General features: G+C 66.5%; 16 protein-coding genes. 5 read left to right on the top strand and 11 right to left on the bottom strand.

The window, feature by feature from the left end:
- Positions 1 to 100: 100 nt before the first annotated feature.
- The 3 genes from ACFPCY_RS36900 to ACFPCY_RS36910 are packed head-to-tail and all read right to left on the bottom strand — an operon-like array spanning position 101 to position 2,374.
- A complete protein-coding gene (locus ACFPCY_RS36900) occupies positions 101 to 1,255 on the bottom strand; it encodes an MAB_1171c family putative transporter (protein ID WP_378263337.1) in 1,155 nt (384 codons plus the stop codon).
- Positions 1,252 to 1,851: a hypothetical protein gene (locus ACFPCY_RS36905; RefSeq protein WP_378263339.1), complete on the bottom strand. Its 600-nt coding sequence runs from the start codon at positions 1,849 to 1,851 to the stop codon at positions 1,252 to 1,254. Before ACFPCY_RS36905 ends, ACFPCY_RS36900 begins: the two co-directional genes overlap by 4 nt.
- Before the next feature lie 34 nt (positions 1,852 to 1,885).
- Positions 1,886 to 2,374, bottom strand: coding sequence for a helix-turn-helix domain-containing protein (locus tag ACFPCY_RS36910; protein ID WP_378263341.1), 489 nt, complete (start codon positions 2,372 to 2,374; stop codon positions 1,886 to 1,888).
- Between the two features lie 633 nt (positions 2,375 to 3,007).
- Here ACFPCY_RS36910 and ACFPCY_RS36915 point away from each other — a divergent pair.
- Together ACFPCY_RS36915 and ACFPCY_RS36920 are read left to right on the top strand one after the other, a co-directional pair.
- On the top strand, positions 3,008 to 3,709 hold the full coding sequence (locus ACFPCY_RS36915; RefSeq protein WP_378263343.1) for an AfsR/SARP family transcriptional regulator: 702 nt from the start codon (positions 3,008 to 3,010) through the stop codon (positions 3,707 to 3,709).
- Between the two features lie 37 nt (positions 3,710 to 3,746).
- Complete coding sequence (locus tag ACFPCY_RS36920) at positions 3,747 to 4,367, top strand: class IV adenylate cyclase (RefSeq protein ID WP_378263345.1); 621 nt, start codon at positions 3,747 to 3,749, stop codon at positions 4,365 to 4,367.
- A gap of 52 nt (positions 4,368 to 4,419) precedes the next feature.
- On the opposite strand, the gene ACFPCY_RS36925 is transcribed toward ACFPCY_RS36920, so the two are convergent.
- The 8 genes from ACFPCY_RS36925 to ACFPCY_RS36960 form a co-directional block, all read right to left on the bottom strand.
- Complete coding sequence (locus ACFPCY_RS36925) at positions 4,420 to 5,295, bottom strand: hypothetical protein (protein WP_378263347.1); 876 nt, start codon at positions 5,293 to 5,295, stop codon at positions 4,420 to 4,422.
- Complete coding sequence (locus ACFPCY_RS36930) at positions 5,292 to 6,209, bottom strand: hypothetical protein (RefSeq protein WP_378263349.1); 918 nt, start codon at positions 6,207 to 6,209, stop codon at positions 5,292 to 5,294. Before ACFPCY_RS36930 ends, ACFPCY_RS36925 begins: the two co-directional genes overlap by 4 nt.
- A 9-nt stretch (positions 6,210 to 6,218) precedes the next feature.
- Positions 6,219 to 7,484, bottom strand: coding sequence for a hypothetical protein (locus ACFPCY_RS36935; RefSeq protein WP_378263351.1), 1,266 nt, complete (start codon positions 7,482 to 7,484; stop codon positions 6,219 to 6,221).
- Positions 7,481 to 8,185: a hypothetical protein gene (locus ACFPCY_RS36940; protein WP_378263353.1), complete on the bottom strand. Its 705-nt coding sequence runs from the start codon at positions 8,183 to 8,185 to the stop codon at positions 7,481 to 7,483. Before ACFPCY_RS36940 ends, ACFPCY_RS36935 begins: the two co-directional genes overlap by 4 nt.
- Complete coding sequence (locus tag ACFPCY_RS36945) at positions 8,182 to 8,610, bottom strand: hypothetical protein (protein WP_378263355.1); 429 nt, start codon at positions 8,608 to 8,610, stop codon at positions 8,182 to 8,184. The genes ACFPCY_RS36940 and ACFPCY_RS36945 overlap by 4 nt, the downstream gene beginning before the upstream one ends.
- Positions 8,607 to 9,023, bottom strand: coding sequence for a hypothetical protein (locus ACFPCY_RS36950; RefSeq protein ID WP_378263357.1), 417 nt, complete (start codon positions 9,021 to 9,023; stop codon positions 8,607 to 8,609). Before ACFPCY_RS36950 ends, ACFPCY_RS36945 begins: the two co-directional genes overlap by 4 nt.
- Positions 9,024 to 9,146: 123 nt before the next feature.
- Positions 9,147 to 9,488 (bottom strand): hypothetical protein, encoded by a 342-nt coding sequence (locus ACFPCY_RS36955; RefSeq protein WP_378263358.1) that lies wholly within the window; start codon positions 9,486 to 9,488, stop codon positions 9,147 to 9,149.
- Positions 9,489 to 9,490: 2 nt separating this feature from the next.
- Positions 9,491 to 9,640, bottom strand: coding sequence for a hypothetical protein (locus ACFPCY_RS36960; protein WP_378263360.1), 150 nt, complete (start codon positions 9,638 to 9,640; stop codon positions 9,491 to 9,493).
- 284 nt (positions 9,641 to 9,924) lie between these two features.
- On the opposite strand from ACFPCY_RS36960, the gene ACFPCY_RS36965 reads away from it, so the two are divergent.
- The 3 genes from ACFPCY_RS36965 to ACFPCY_RS36975 all read left to right on the top strand — a co-directional run bounded on the left by ACFPCY_RS36965 (position 9,925) and on the right by ACFPCY_RS36975 (position 12,408).
- The gene (locus ACFPCY_RS36965) at positions 9,925 to 11,289 is read left to right on the top strand and encodes a helix-turn-helix domain-containing protein (RefSeq protein WP_378263362.1); all 1,365 of its coding nucleotides are present in this window, start codon (positions 9,925 to 9,927) and stop codon (positions 11,287 to 11,289) included.
- Positions 11,286 to 11,828: a GNAT family N-acetyltransferase gene (locus ACFPCY_RS36970; RefSeq protein WP_378263364.1), complete on the top strand. Its 543-nt coding sequence runs from the start codon at positions 11,286 to 11,288 to the stop codon at positions 11,826 to 11,828. Before ACFPCY_RS36965 ends, ACFPCY_RS36970 begins: the two co-directional genes overlap by 4 nt.
- 175 nt (positions 11,829 to 12,003) lie before the next feature.
- Positions 12,004 to 12,408, top strand: a complete 405-nt coding sequence (locus tag ACFPCY_RS36975; protein WP_378263366.1) for a hypothetical protein — start codon at positions 12,004 to 12,006, stop codon at positions 12,406 to 12,408.
- Positions 12,409 to 12,526: the final 118 nt, after the last annotated feature.

Below are 12,526 nucleotides of genomic sequence, written 5' to 3' on the forward strand. Positions count from 1 at the left end.
GCGCGTGCCACGCCTGATCGCCAATCACGCCCCCTCATTTCCTGCGAAGGTCGTTCTTCCTGCGCTGCGGCACTCGACATCCTACGCCTCCGATTCGGAGTTACTCCGGCGAAGCTACCGGTGCTTCAAGCAACGGCGCACGGAAGAAGACCGACACTTGTTCGAGCCATTTACATTCACTCATCAGGTCCGCTGGTGGATAGCCGTCCATACTCTTGGTCGGAGGACTACTGGCTTCAGACCCGGCCCTCATCGCCGCAAGTGTCAGAGAAAGAAGCGTTCCCTCGATCGCGGCATTTAGCCCTGAACCAGAGAAGCCACGCGCTTGGGCGACAGTACGGACTCGGCGCCTTAGGTCGTCATTTTGGTAGGCATTGAGTGCGAGCTGAGCATCACGGATCTCAATGATCTTTCGATAGAGCCGCTCGGTCTGATTCTGATGACCAACCTCAAGAACCACCTGCGGGACGGCCTGAATCAGTTCTTTCCACATCGGCTCCAGGCGCCTTAGCGCCACGCGTCGGCGCACCATGTCAGCGACACCGGATCCTCGTGAAGCAGTGGTAAGGCCGGCGACGATATGAGCGGCTGACAGCAGGCCGAGTGATGGCCCCACGATTTTCTCGGCATAGAGTCCTGGGAATCCCAGGAAGACCGATACGGCGACCACTGCCTTGTAAACGCAGAACGTGACACCGCACGCACTGCCGATCGCGATGAGGCGTAGTCCAAGCCGTAGAGCCGACGAACTCACGTGGGGGGCGTAGCGTAGGGTTGCACGGAAGGCCTGTGCCATCACGACGCCCAAATAGGAGAGATTGAGCAGGAGATAGCTTAAAACTGCACCGTTGGAAGCGTTGACCTCTATGAAATTGACGTCATCCCTAGGCTGCGCGGAGAAGATGAGTACCGCCATCATAGAGACAACGCCGACGAAACAGAATAGACGGGTCAGACCAATAAGTGGGGCCGACTCACCTCGATTCGCGAAGCGCTCGAATACTCCCTGGATGCAGAAAGCAGCGGCCAGCGTGCAACTGTTACCGAACCATCGGGCGGAACACCTGACTCCGGTGAGATCATCAATAGAGGGTCGACTGCTTTCAGGAAGCACCGCGAACGCTAGGCCAAGTAGGGCCAAGGTGATCCAGGTAGCGCGCCTGGCAGGCGAGTTGCGACTTCCGCCCAGGCCCACAATCCGACTCAGCGCTCCGCACCAGCAAGCGAACGCTAGAAGGTAGAAGAGCGCGCTCACGGCAGCAGCCTCCTCATATCCCCCCATGCTTGTTCCACTTGAGCGATGGCCGGCGCGGGACGGCGCTGCGAGGTCTCGGTATGCGAGGGCAACCTTCGCGCTCCCTCCACCAGGAGAGAGGCGAACGTTTCGGCCTCTCGTTCTTCCGTGGACGAGTAGGCGAACCTCCCCAACATTCGTTTGATCAGCCGTGGGTCGACGTCCGGCAACAGAGTCATGCCAAGATCGATTGAGGACACTCCTTCGCCGTGCTCGAAGATAATGTGTCCGATTTCGTGGGCGATAATGTGTTCACGATGGAGCGGCGTTGTCCCCCGCGCGAACATGATGTGATCAGAGGTCACGGTTTGAACGAGTAGGCCGCATAGCAGGAAGCGAGAAGCCTTCTCGGCCTCTATTTCCTCCAAACGCACGGGACGCCGCCGGTGCATGGCCAGGCGACCGACCATCTCATCGATATCAAAGGGCCTCGGAACTACGCCTGCCAGTTGCAGCTCTCGGATCGAGCGCCTGCATCTATCCTCTATCCCGCTCAACCTGCACAAGTTGGCCGTCCTCTCCGACGCCTTCAGGAGGAAACTGGCAATTCGTAGCATGAACCCACTTCCCCGCTACTAGGGCGAGAGTCGCTCACTCCGCTTTACCCTCGCGCCCCATTCTCTCGATCCTCGCAGTTCGCAAGATCATCTCGCCGACCATGTCGCGCCCCTCTTTGGAAAGCTCACAGTAACTTCTGAGTTGGGCCCCCTGGATGCCGCTTTCGCGCAGCAACGCCAGGAGTTCGATCTGCTTGGTGATCTGTTCGGCAGACTCGTCGTCGAAGAAGTATGTCGGGTTCACCCCAAAGAACTTGGCTATCGCCTCAAGGACGCGCTTGGTCGGATTCTCCGCCTTACCGGTCCGCAACTTCCAAAGCGTGTTGTGGGACACCTTCTCGCCAGTCAGGGCCTCGATCCCCTCTGCCGCCTCCTGTAGCGAATACGGCTTACCTCCGGCCGGGTAGACCGTCCGGAAGAGCGAATCGATCTTTTCGGAAAGTTGCACAGCTTCTCCAGGGACGCCGGTTACCAATGCAGATTTACCTTTGGTGGGCAATGTCCGGCTTGTCATCAACTTCACGCGACACGCACCGGACAGAGCCGCTAGATCGTTGACTCCAGGAAGGGCCGTTCTCTAGCGTGCGACCTGCCTGCATCACCAGAAAGTGAAACGAGCCAGCTCGTCGTCACCTCAGATTGAAGGCCACTCTGTGATTAGAAGTGAGAGTCTGCCGGTCCCTGGTTCCGAAGTCCAGGCCCCTGACTCGTGGCCGCTCATTTGGCCATCCCATTCGGGTTCGAAATGCCCTTTTCTCTACATTCCGTGCCCTAGTGCCTTTGGCGAGAGTGTGCCGTTCTTCAGTGTTCGCCGGGAGGGACGTTGAGTACGTGGGGTCACCAGGCGTCCCGGCGGTCGTCGCCGACGAGCGCCCTCGCCACACTCTTGCAGCGCTCACCACGCGCCCGAGCCGTAGGAGAACGTGTCGAAGCGTTCCTGCGTGGAGCCCTTCGAGAACTTCAGCCTTTCCCTGCTGAGGGGCCTGCACCTGGGCCTGGTCGCCTGTCAGTGAACTGCCCCGGCCCGACCATGGAGCCTGTTGGAACTCCTCCGGCCAGGCTCCAGTCCACAGGGCCCCCGGATGCTGCCGGGTGTTCCGACGACGAGGAAGCTCGCGAGGGTTCGGTGCTCATCCGCCTTCTGGGCCGATACTCCGTGGAAGGCGTCGGCGGCGTGGTCCAGGCAGAGGGCAAAACGGGTGGCTGGTCGCTACTGGGTCTCCTGGCGGAGTTCCGGAACCTTCCTCTGCCGCGCTTGACGGCATACTCAAGGCTCTGGCCTGACAGCGATCCCGTCGAAGACCGGGATGCGTTCTGGCGCCCGATGCGGGAGGCCCGCGGCCACGTGCTCAAGGCCCTCGGGGGCGGGCCGGCCGCCAGCCAGGTCATTCAGAAGATCGGCCGTAGCAGTTACCGCCTCAATGCCGGCTTCTGCCGAACCGACGTGTGGGAGCTGCGTGACAAACTCAACGCCGCCCGCGCCGCCACCACTCCCGACAAGGCAGCACTTCTACGCGCCGCCGTCGATCTCTACACCGGGCCCTACATGCCCGACTGCCAGCACGAGTTCGCCACCACCGCCCGCCGCGCCCTCGACCGCGATGTGGTCCAAGCCCTGGTCCAGCTCGCCGGCATGAGCGCTCCGGAAGCCGCCCCTGCCTACCTGGAACGCGCCACGGTCATCAGTCCGACGTCTGAGTACCTCTACCGAACCCGCATCCAGGCCTACGCCGCCCTCGGTAACACGACCGCCATCCACCACTGCTACCAGGAGCTCGCCGAGGTCCTCAGCCCCATGAAGCTTCGGCCCTCCGCGCAGACGGTCGATTTGTACCGGCAGGCCACCCGTGGTGGCTGAAGCTGAGGTACTGAAGCAACGGGTGTGACGTCCCTTTGTGCCGTGGAATGCGGCGTGGCGCTTCGGTCGCCACAGCTACGCTTCGTCGCTTGGTGGCGCCTACGTGGGGGGCACGGTGAGGACACGGGAGATCGAGGTCAAGTACCGCGTGATCGATGCGGACGCGCTGGAGCGGGCGCTGGAGGCGCGGGGCGTGGTGTTGTCGGCTCCGGTCCGTCAGGACGATCAGGCGTACGCGCCGTCCTGGTGGGACTACGGGCAGTCCAAGGCCGGGGTCCCGTTCGCCCGGCTGCGGACGCTGGACGGCGTCCACCTGTTCACCGTCAAAACGCCGCGGGACAACGAGATGGACTGCGCGGAGGCCGAGTCGTCGGTGAACGACCGCGAGCAGATGCACGCGGCGTTACTGCAGATGGGATTTCGACCCACGGTCCGGATCGTCAAACAGCGCCGGACCGGACGGGCTGGCGAGCTGACGCTGTGCTTGGACCAGGTCCATGGGGTGGGACAGTTTCTGGAGGTCGAAACGGTCGTGCCCGATGGGGAACCGGGAACCGAGACGCAGGTCAAGCTCGACGCCTGGGCACGCGGGCTGGGCGTGAAGCTCGACCGGGTGACCGAGACCTACGACTCCCTCATCCGCGCCGCCCTTCGGTGAACTTCCGCCGGAACGGCACAGTGGCTTTAGGCGCCCAGTCGGCGAACTCAGGTCAGCGTTGCATGAGGAGCCGTTGGGCGAGGTCGGCCAGTGGTTGGTCGAGGTCGCCGATGTCGGGGTGGCGGCGCAGTTGGAGGCAGATGCCGAGTTGGGCGATGCGGCCGTCGGGGGTGTCGAGCAGGTGCCGGTAGCGGTCGTGGATGGCGGCGGCGAGGTCGGGCACCAGCAGGCTGGTGCAGTACAGGGTGGCGGCGTCGGTGCCAGCGGGGGCCAGTCCCCAGAACTCCCAGTCCAGGAGGAACGGGGTGCCGGTGGTGAGGTTGGTCCAGCGCAGGTCGCCGTGCTGGGGCACCCACCGCTCGACCCGCGTGGGCACATCGGGTCCGTAGGCATGATGGAGGGCGCTGGTGATCTGGTGCTGGGTGCGGGGAACACGGTCGGTGGGATGGGTCGCGAGCGCGGCCATGGCGCGGTCGAGGTTGTGCCACCAGGCCGGGGTGAGGCCGAGACAGCGGGCGCGGCCGGGGGTGAGGGCCTCGTGCGGGGCGCAGACCGGCTCGTCCACCAGCTCCCACACCTCGGCGCGGACGGTGTGGTCGCAGCCGTCGAAGGTGGCAGGGACGGTGTCGTAGCATTCCAGGGCGGGGCGGTGCAGGCCAGGCAGGTTGGGGGCGCTGACCGGGCCGTCCCACAGCGGCCCGTGCGCCCGGCTGGAGGGGACGGCCAGGACCCGCAGCCAGGCGTGGTCGCGATCGGTGCGGTCGGTGACCCGGCCGCTGCTGGTGCGGTCGCCGACCCCACGTACGCGCGGCCCGGCCGACCACAGACCGAGCCGGCGGAGCGCTTGGTCGAACTGGGCGTCCATCCACGCGGCGCGGCCATGGTCGGGCCGGGCGGTTCCTGCCGGGGTGGTGGGCGAGCGGGTCATTCGTGCTCCGTGCGGCGAGGATGCAGGTGTTCACTGCGCAGCACCACGCGGTACCGGACGCCGTCGCGCTGGTAGACCGGGAGTGCCGGACCGGTCAGCTCGTCGCCGGGATGCAGCCATCCGCTGTGCCCGGCCCGATAGGACAGCAGAACCGATCCGTCACTGAGCGTATAGCGGGCGGGGAAGAAGATTCCGTCGGTGGCGTCCAGTACCCACAACCCGTCGATCGGCTCATGCCCCTGGTCGGTGAAGTCGCCGCGGATCAGCGCGCGGGTGATGGTGTGCTCGCCGCTGATGTAGCGCGGGTCCAGAACGGTGTGATGGCCGGGGACCCAAAAGTGCGGATGATGCGGGTGGTCGACCGGGCGTGGCGGGATCGCCCCTGCGGCTCGGGCATGGACGCGGCGGCAGGTGGAGGCTCCGTACAAGACGATGTCGAGGTCGGCGGCGCATCCAGGATCCTTGTACATCGCCGAGCCGTAGATGCCGATCCGGTCTCGGCCGATGCCGCACCAGGCCGCCAGCCTGTCCAGGACCTTGCCGTGCTCGGCGAGCAGAGCCGGATCCTGAGTGGACTTGGTCGCGACGATGCTGTCCGCGGTGATGCGCGCGATCCGGCCGAGCTCGGGGACGAGGGCGTCCGGCTGCCGTGCGGTGACCAGCGGCGCGTACTTGTCGTAGGGCAGGTTCAGGGTCCGCTGCCAGTCGCCGCCCAGGAAGCTGGTCCAGGTTCCCCAGGCCCGCTGGTGGCCGTCGTCGGCGACGTAGCCGACCAGCCCGTAGAGGACGCCGTCCAGGCTGGTGATCTTCGCGGCGAGCAGGCCGCCGCTGGTCACCACCATGGAGCAGGCCGGAAGCTGGTCATCGTCGAGGAGCGGATGCCCCCACCGTGCGATCTCGGCGGTCAACTGCATGTGCTGCTCCTAGGAGCGGAGTCTGGTGGCGAGGGTGCGCCGCTCGACCATGACGGCGGCGGCGTCGGCTTGTGCACCGTGGCGGCGCAGGGCGTCGGCGAGGACGTCCAGCGCGGCGACCTGCACCGAGACCGCGCCGGCTTGGCGGGCAAGGTCGCGTGCCTTGCGCAGGTCGTCCAGAACGCCGGTGTAGTGCAGCCGCTCGCCCGCCTCGCCCTTCACGACTAGGGCGCGGGCTTGGGAGGTCAGGTCCAGGGGCGCGTGGGCGCGGATCAGTTCGTAGCCGCGTCGGGCCGCGGAGAAGGCATCCAGGAAGGCGTCATCGTCGTTGGAGCTAGGCTCGTCGGGGCGGTCGGCGGCCAGGTGTGCGGCGGCGATATCGACCAGGGTCAGGCCGAGGTTGCGGCGTCCCTGGTCGGTGGGGATCTGCTCGAAGGCGAACTCGGCCGCCTCGAACAGCTCCAGCGCGTCCTGGATCTGCTGTCGCGCGAGCAAGACGTGGCCGATCCGGCGCCGCGATTCGGCCCGCCGGACCGGGTTGCCCAGCAGGGCCCACCGGTCGGCGGCGCGGCAGTGGTAGTCGATGGCCTGCTCGTGGTTGCCGGTGCGGCGGCCCCACACACCGAGCCTGTCCAGGATTCGCGCGGCAGCTTCTTGGTCGTTGAGGGCCTCGGCCGCGCGCAGGGCGGTGGTGTCGGCGACCCACCAGTTCCCCGGGTCGATCAGGTGGTGGCGTGCCGGCGGCCACTCGGTCGCAGCCAGCGCGATCACCCGCTTGAACTGGCCGTGGTCGTCGGCGATCCGCACACAGCCGGTGATCGTTTCGTGGTGGTCGGTCAGCCAGCGCAACGCCCCGGGCGCGTCGAGCTCGGGACGGTCGGCCCTGCTGCGGTTGGCGACCAAAGCCTGCTGGGACGAGGCACGGTAGGGGGTGGCGCAGGCGGCGGCCCATTCGGCGGCGGGCTGCACCCAGCCCAGCAGCCGGTTGATCGCCTGTTCCTGCTGCTCGATCGGCACATCCTGCTCGCGGTACCGGGCGGCGTCCGACCGCAGCGTGGTCGGGATCTGCCAGCGAAGATCGCTGCATCCTTCCCGGCAGATGACCGCAAGCAGCCCCTCGGCATGCAGCGCCGCCAGGCAGTGCATCGTCTTCTCCGAGTCGGTGCCCAGGAGCGCGGCGGCTTCCTCGGCATCGAAGTCGCGACCGGGCAGCAGGCTGAGCAGCCGCCAAACCTGATCGAGCTTGGGGCTGAGAGAGCGGTACGCGGCGGTCACGCCGGCCGCCCGGTCGGGACGGCAGGCAACAGGCTTGGGCGAAGTGCGGCGTCCAGCTGTTGCGGAGTGCAGGCAGCGGCGACCAGGACCATGTCGCCGCGACTACGGAACGCGACCCAGGCGCACGCGAACGGATTGTAGATAATCGCCCAGCAGGAATGTTCCCGACGAAGCCGAACCAGCTCGCCAGCCACCAACGCCTCCAGCTCCGCGTCATCGGAGGGACCACTCCAGGTCGCCCGCGCCCGGAACCGATCGAACAGCGCACCGATGCGGCGGACGGCCCATTCGTCATTCCGGAAGATCAGCCCCAGAGCGGCGGAGACGTCACCGGCAGCGGGGCAGAGTTCGCCCTGGCCCGGCGTCCCCCCGAGCTCGACCGCAGGCGTGGTGGCGGCCGGGAACGGCGCCCGCCTGGGACCGGGCGCGAGCGGGGCGGTCTGAAGCGCAGCGAGCGCCGGGGTCGGGTGCCGAAAGGTGCCCGGCGGAGGCGGCGACGGGGGTGGGAGGAATGGCCGTGACGTTGCGGCTACCCCGATCGTCTCCTGCACGCCACCGCCCGCCGGCACATGCGAGGTTCTCCTTCCTTCCCGCGCCGCATCGACGGGCGAACCCTCGGTCCCGACAGCAAGAGGGCGGGTGGCCGAACCCGGCAGGCCGTCAGGCAGACGACGCAGGAGTCGGCGCCCGTGCGCGCTCACGACGTCAACCTTTTCTGGATCGCTTTGCACGCCGACTGGCAGTGCTCGAACGGTGCGAGCGGCTCGATATCGGGTTCGGTACCGCCGTAGAACCAGCCGACACGCTCGTCCGGGTGAAGACCCCCGGTCACCACCAGCTCGGTGCCGGGCTCTTCGGCCATCGCGATCTTCACGCTCGGCGTGACCGCATCGAACTTGACCGTCATGTCGGGGTGCGAGGCCAGGTGCATGCCGAGCCGCGCAAGGTGCTTGATGGCCGCCGCCCGCTCGACAATGAGCGGCTTGGCCGACCCGGCCGCCTGCCCGCAGACCGGCACAGCAGCAGCACTCGGCGGGAGGTTGGGCGTGGGACTCCCGAGGGCGAGACGATGCTCGTCCATGCGAACGGTCTCACCCTGGCGGCGGCGCGGAAGGTCGGTACTCACCAGCCACACCTCCCGCCCGTGACCGGTGCGTCCGGCAGCTCCTGCCCGGTGACAGCATCGGCCGAGACGGCAGCAGCGTCGTCGGGACGCGCGATCAGGCGAGGCTCATCCGACACCGCGCGCGCCACCCAGGACGCCGCTCGCGCCGGATCGCCGTACGGCAACGCACGGCGCACCGGCTCCGCATCGGGCCCGCCGGCAGCGCGGCGCTGCTGCCAGAACACCGGCGTGGCCCCATCCACCGCGGTGCACGTGATCTCACAGTCCAAGGACTTGTCGAACTGTGAGACCACGGCCAGCAGCGGCCCGGACGGCGAGTTGTGCAGCGTGCCGACCACACCCAGCCGCTCCAGCTCGACCGTGAGGTTTTGAAGCCAGTCGTACGGAGTGCGCGTCTGGACTCTCCGGGTCACGGGAAGCCTTCCTTCCTAGGCTGTTGCTGCGGGTCGGATTCGAGCGCCGAGTTGGCTGCCAACGGCTCATTTATGATCTGGTTCATCGAAATTCCAGTCGTGACCGCTGTTGATCCGTCGCGGTCATCGCAGGGTGATCTTTCTGCGAATGACCTGAATTGCCGTCCATCTGTCGCTGACCGGGGCGATCGGCACTGATCGCCGCGTGCGGCTTCCGTCGGTGGATCCGGTGAAGTACCAGAGCCGGTCGTCATCGGTGGGGTTGCTGATGCAGATGATCGTGCAGGCCAGATCGGGCTGACTCGGCCAGCAGGCCGTCATGGCGACCGCGCTGAGAACAGCTCCGTGCCGTCGCACTCGAATCGAGTGGCCGTCCAGGTCGCCGGCGAGTTGAGCCAGGCTGGTGTCGGCGTTCGGCCAGTAGGGCCAGCTCGGCTCGTCGGTAGTTTCCACCGCGAGAAGCACGGCTACGACGCCTCGTCGGCGCCCTGCTCAGCGGCAGGCTCGGGCAGCGGCGTGAGCAGGAGCTTTTCGTCGTCCGACGCGTGGTCGCCGTCCGTCTCGCGCACGGCCTTGGGCTGAGTTCCGTTCTGCTTGCGAAGAGATTCGGCTGACATGGCTTCTCGTCTCGTGTCAGGCAGGTTGTGTCTGGTGCCACCAGACAATGCCGCTGGTGGCTGATCGATGCCACGGCGGCGCTGCATGTCTTTCCGACGGCAGGTATGCAGTGCTGCATAAAGGTGTGCCGCGCAAGCGTTTCGGGGCCATGATTGTCGGTATGGGACAGGTCCCCAAAGGCGCGAAATGTTCGCGTTGTCGATCACCACTGAGCCGATATAGCGACTCCGGGCTATGCAGTCGCTGTTCATCCGCTGGGGTGAAAGCCTCAGTGGATCTACCCGTGGAGTTCTGGTTCGCCCCCGAGATCGCCTCTGCGCTGGGGGTGTGGGAGTGGGGAACCGTGCTGCGGGCCGCTGCGAAGGCCGCCGGTGCCTCCCAGGAAGCCATCGCCGAACAAACAGGTCTCAACCAGTCGACCATCTCGCGCCTCATGACCTCCAGGTCACGAGGGCAGGTCATCGAGACCGCAGTGAAAATCCTTGACGGCCTACGGATCCCCCGGATCCTCGCCGGCCTCGCCCCCCAAGGGCTCTATCACCTCGCGCGGAGCGCCTCTGAAGCGGAACCCTTCAACGAGCTGCTCCGTGCAGAACCACAGCGGAGGGACCCTGTGAAACGCCGTGAGTTCGGATCGACGGTGCTGCTCGTCGGCCTGTCGGCCACGTTCCCCACGACCGCTCCCACCGGAGAACGTGGCACCCAGGACGTGTTGACGAAGCTGAAGCGCCCGAGTGACATCGCCGCCGACTTGTACGCCATGGATGATCGCTTCGGCGGCGCTTCCCTGGTGGAGATCGCCCGGGCACGCCTGGCGAGCCTGCGCACGCAAATGAAGCGGCTGACCTTGTCACCGGAGCGAGAACGGCTGGCGGTGTCGGTCGCGGGCGAGCTGGAGGTGTGCGCCGGCTGGTTCAGCCATGAGGCGGGGAACTACCGAGACGCCGCCGAGCATTACAGCCGGGCGCTGTACGCCTCGCACGAGGCAGGCAACGAGGCCGTCCGGCTGCATGCGCTCAATCTCATGGCGATGCTGGCGATGGTGGACCCCAAGCCAGGCCAACCAGGCTCACGCCCGAGTCCTGACAAGGCACACCAGATCGCTGGTACGGCCTTGGGCACCGCTCCGAACGCTGACCCGCGGCTCCGGTCCCTGCTCACCATGCGCCAGGCCCTGGCCGTGGCTCGGCTTGAGCAGCCGCAGGAGTTCGAACGGCTCCTCGGACGAGCCTGGGAAGAGCTGGACGGCAACAGGCCGCGTGAGGACGAACCCTGGTTCGCGTTCTTCTCCGAACGGGAGCTGCGGGGCCTTGAGGCGATCGCTCGGGGATACCTGCACCAAGACCAGCAGACCGTGGAAATCCTCGCCGACGCGATCCCGGGGATGCTGCCGCGCAACGCCGCCTTCTACCACCTCGACCTGGCGCGCGCTCTGGTCTTGGTCAACGACGTCGAGGCCGGAGTCGATACGTTCCACCAAATCCTCCCGGCACTGATCGAGGTGTCATCGACACGCGTACGGAAACGAATCGGACAGTTCGCAACCACCCTGACTCCCCACGCCCGCCGCAGCGAGGACGTCGCCGAAACCCGGCGCATCGCCCTCCGGCTGGCGGACAACACCGCCCCCGCCGGGAGGACCACATGACCCACTACACGATCGCCCGCCACGGAACCAAGGACGCCCTTGCCCTGGAGGACGAACTGACCCGCCTGTACGTGGCGGTCTACAGCGAACCTCCCTACAACGGCCACGGCGTTTACACCGAGGAGGGATTCCGCAACCGCAACACCCGGCAGCTCCACGCGCCCGGGTTCACGCTCGTCACCGTCCGCGCGGACAACGGCGAGCTGGCGGGATTCGCGTTCGGGTTCACGATGCCCGGCAACGCGTTCTGGCGCGGCGTCGACGAGCCGCAGGAGGTGAAGGGATGCGACAAGTTCGCCTGGATCGAACTGGTCGTCGCCGCGGCTCACCGCGGAAACGGGTTGTCGCACCGGCTGCGCGACGAACTGCTGCGCGACCGACCAGAGGCGTTCGCGACGTTGTGCGCCCATCCCAATGCCGAACCGGCTCGATCGATGTATGACCGTTGGGGCTGGAGGAAGGCCGCCACGATCGGACTGGCCGACGACCAAGCCGACATCATGATCGCCGACCTGATGGGACCAAAGCAGCATCAGTAGCTGAGGACGAGAACGGAGAGCCGACGGCGCCGACCATCTGTCGCTGACTAATTAGCACCGGCGTTCCTGCCGGATCGGCGCGGACGGCTTCCGCGTCCAGGGACAGGGCGGCCCTCGCATCGATAACCCCGCCCCGCCCGTCCGGGTCGTCCCCGCCGCCGTCGCTGAGATCGGCGTGGACGCCGCGACCGAACACGGCCGCCGGCGCCACTCCGTACAGTTCCACGGGCTAGAACCGGGCCTCGCGCTGCAGGACCTCATCACCGGCCTCGCCCGGGAGAGCCCGGACGACTGCGCCCTTCGTCCGAACCTGACAACCACCGGCCCGCAGCCTGCCCACCGCCAAGGCGCGGTGATGTATGTCACATGTCGCGCTGCTGCCGGGCTCGACTCCGGGTGCGGTCGCGCCCGCGCTGTCGGGAGTCTCGTGCTGATCAGCGCTTTTCACTCCTACTTTCGTCCCTGCGCCTTCGCCTGCTCTCACCATCTGTCACAGCCACTAACAGAAAAGGCTCTTTACTGGTCGTTGACTGTGACGCATGATCTCGATGTTGCTCCCTTATTTTCCGGCGAATACTGACTGCTCACCCGCGGGACAGGAGAATCACGGAATGCTCGCCATCGCCGCACGTGTCAGATCGAGCTGGACCCTCGGGCGTTGACCTTATGACGGCGTCTCCGCCGTCCCCTGCGCCACG

The organism is Actinomadura gamaensis (assembly GCF_042652125.1).
GTDB lineage: Bacteria > Actinomycetota > Actinomycetes > Streptosporangiales > Streptosporangiaceae > Spirillospora > Spirillospora gamaensis.

What these genes read in the sequence shown, in the direction of transcription:
- ACFPCY_RS36905 (WP_378263339.1), bottom strand. Translation starts at nt 1,851, where the DNA reads ATGCTACGAATTGCCAGTTTCCTCCTGAAGGCGTCGGAGAGGACGGCC.
- ACFPCY_RS36925 (WP_378263347.1), bottom strand. Translation starts at nt 5,295, where the DNA reads ATGACCCGCTCGCCCACCACCCCGGCAGGAACCGCCCGGCCCGACCAT.
- ACFPCY_RS36930 (WP_378263349.1), bottom strand. Translation starts at nt 6,209, where the DNA reads ATGCAGTTGACCGCCGAGATCGCACGGTGGGGGCATCCGCTCCTCGAC.
- ACFPCY_RS36960 (WP_378263360.1), bottom strand. Translation starts at nt 9,640, where the DNA reads ATGTCAGCCGAATCTCTTCGCAAGCAGAACGGAACTCAGCCCAAGGCC.
- ACFPCY_RS36970 (WP_378263364.1), top strand. Translation starts at nt 11,286, where the DNA reads ATGACCCACTACACGATCGCCCGCCACGGAACCAAGGACGCCCTTGCC.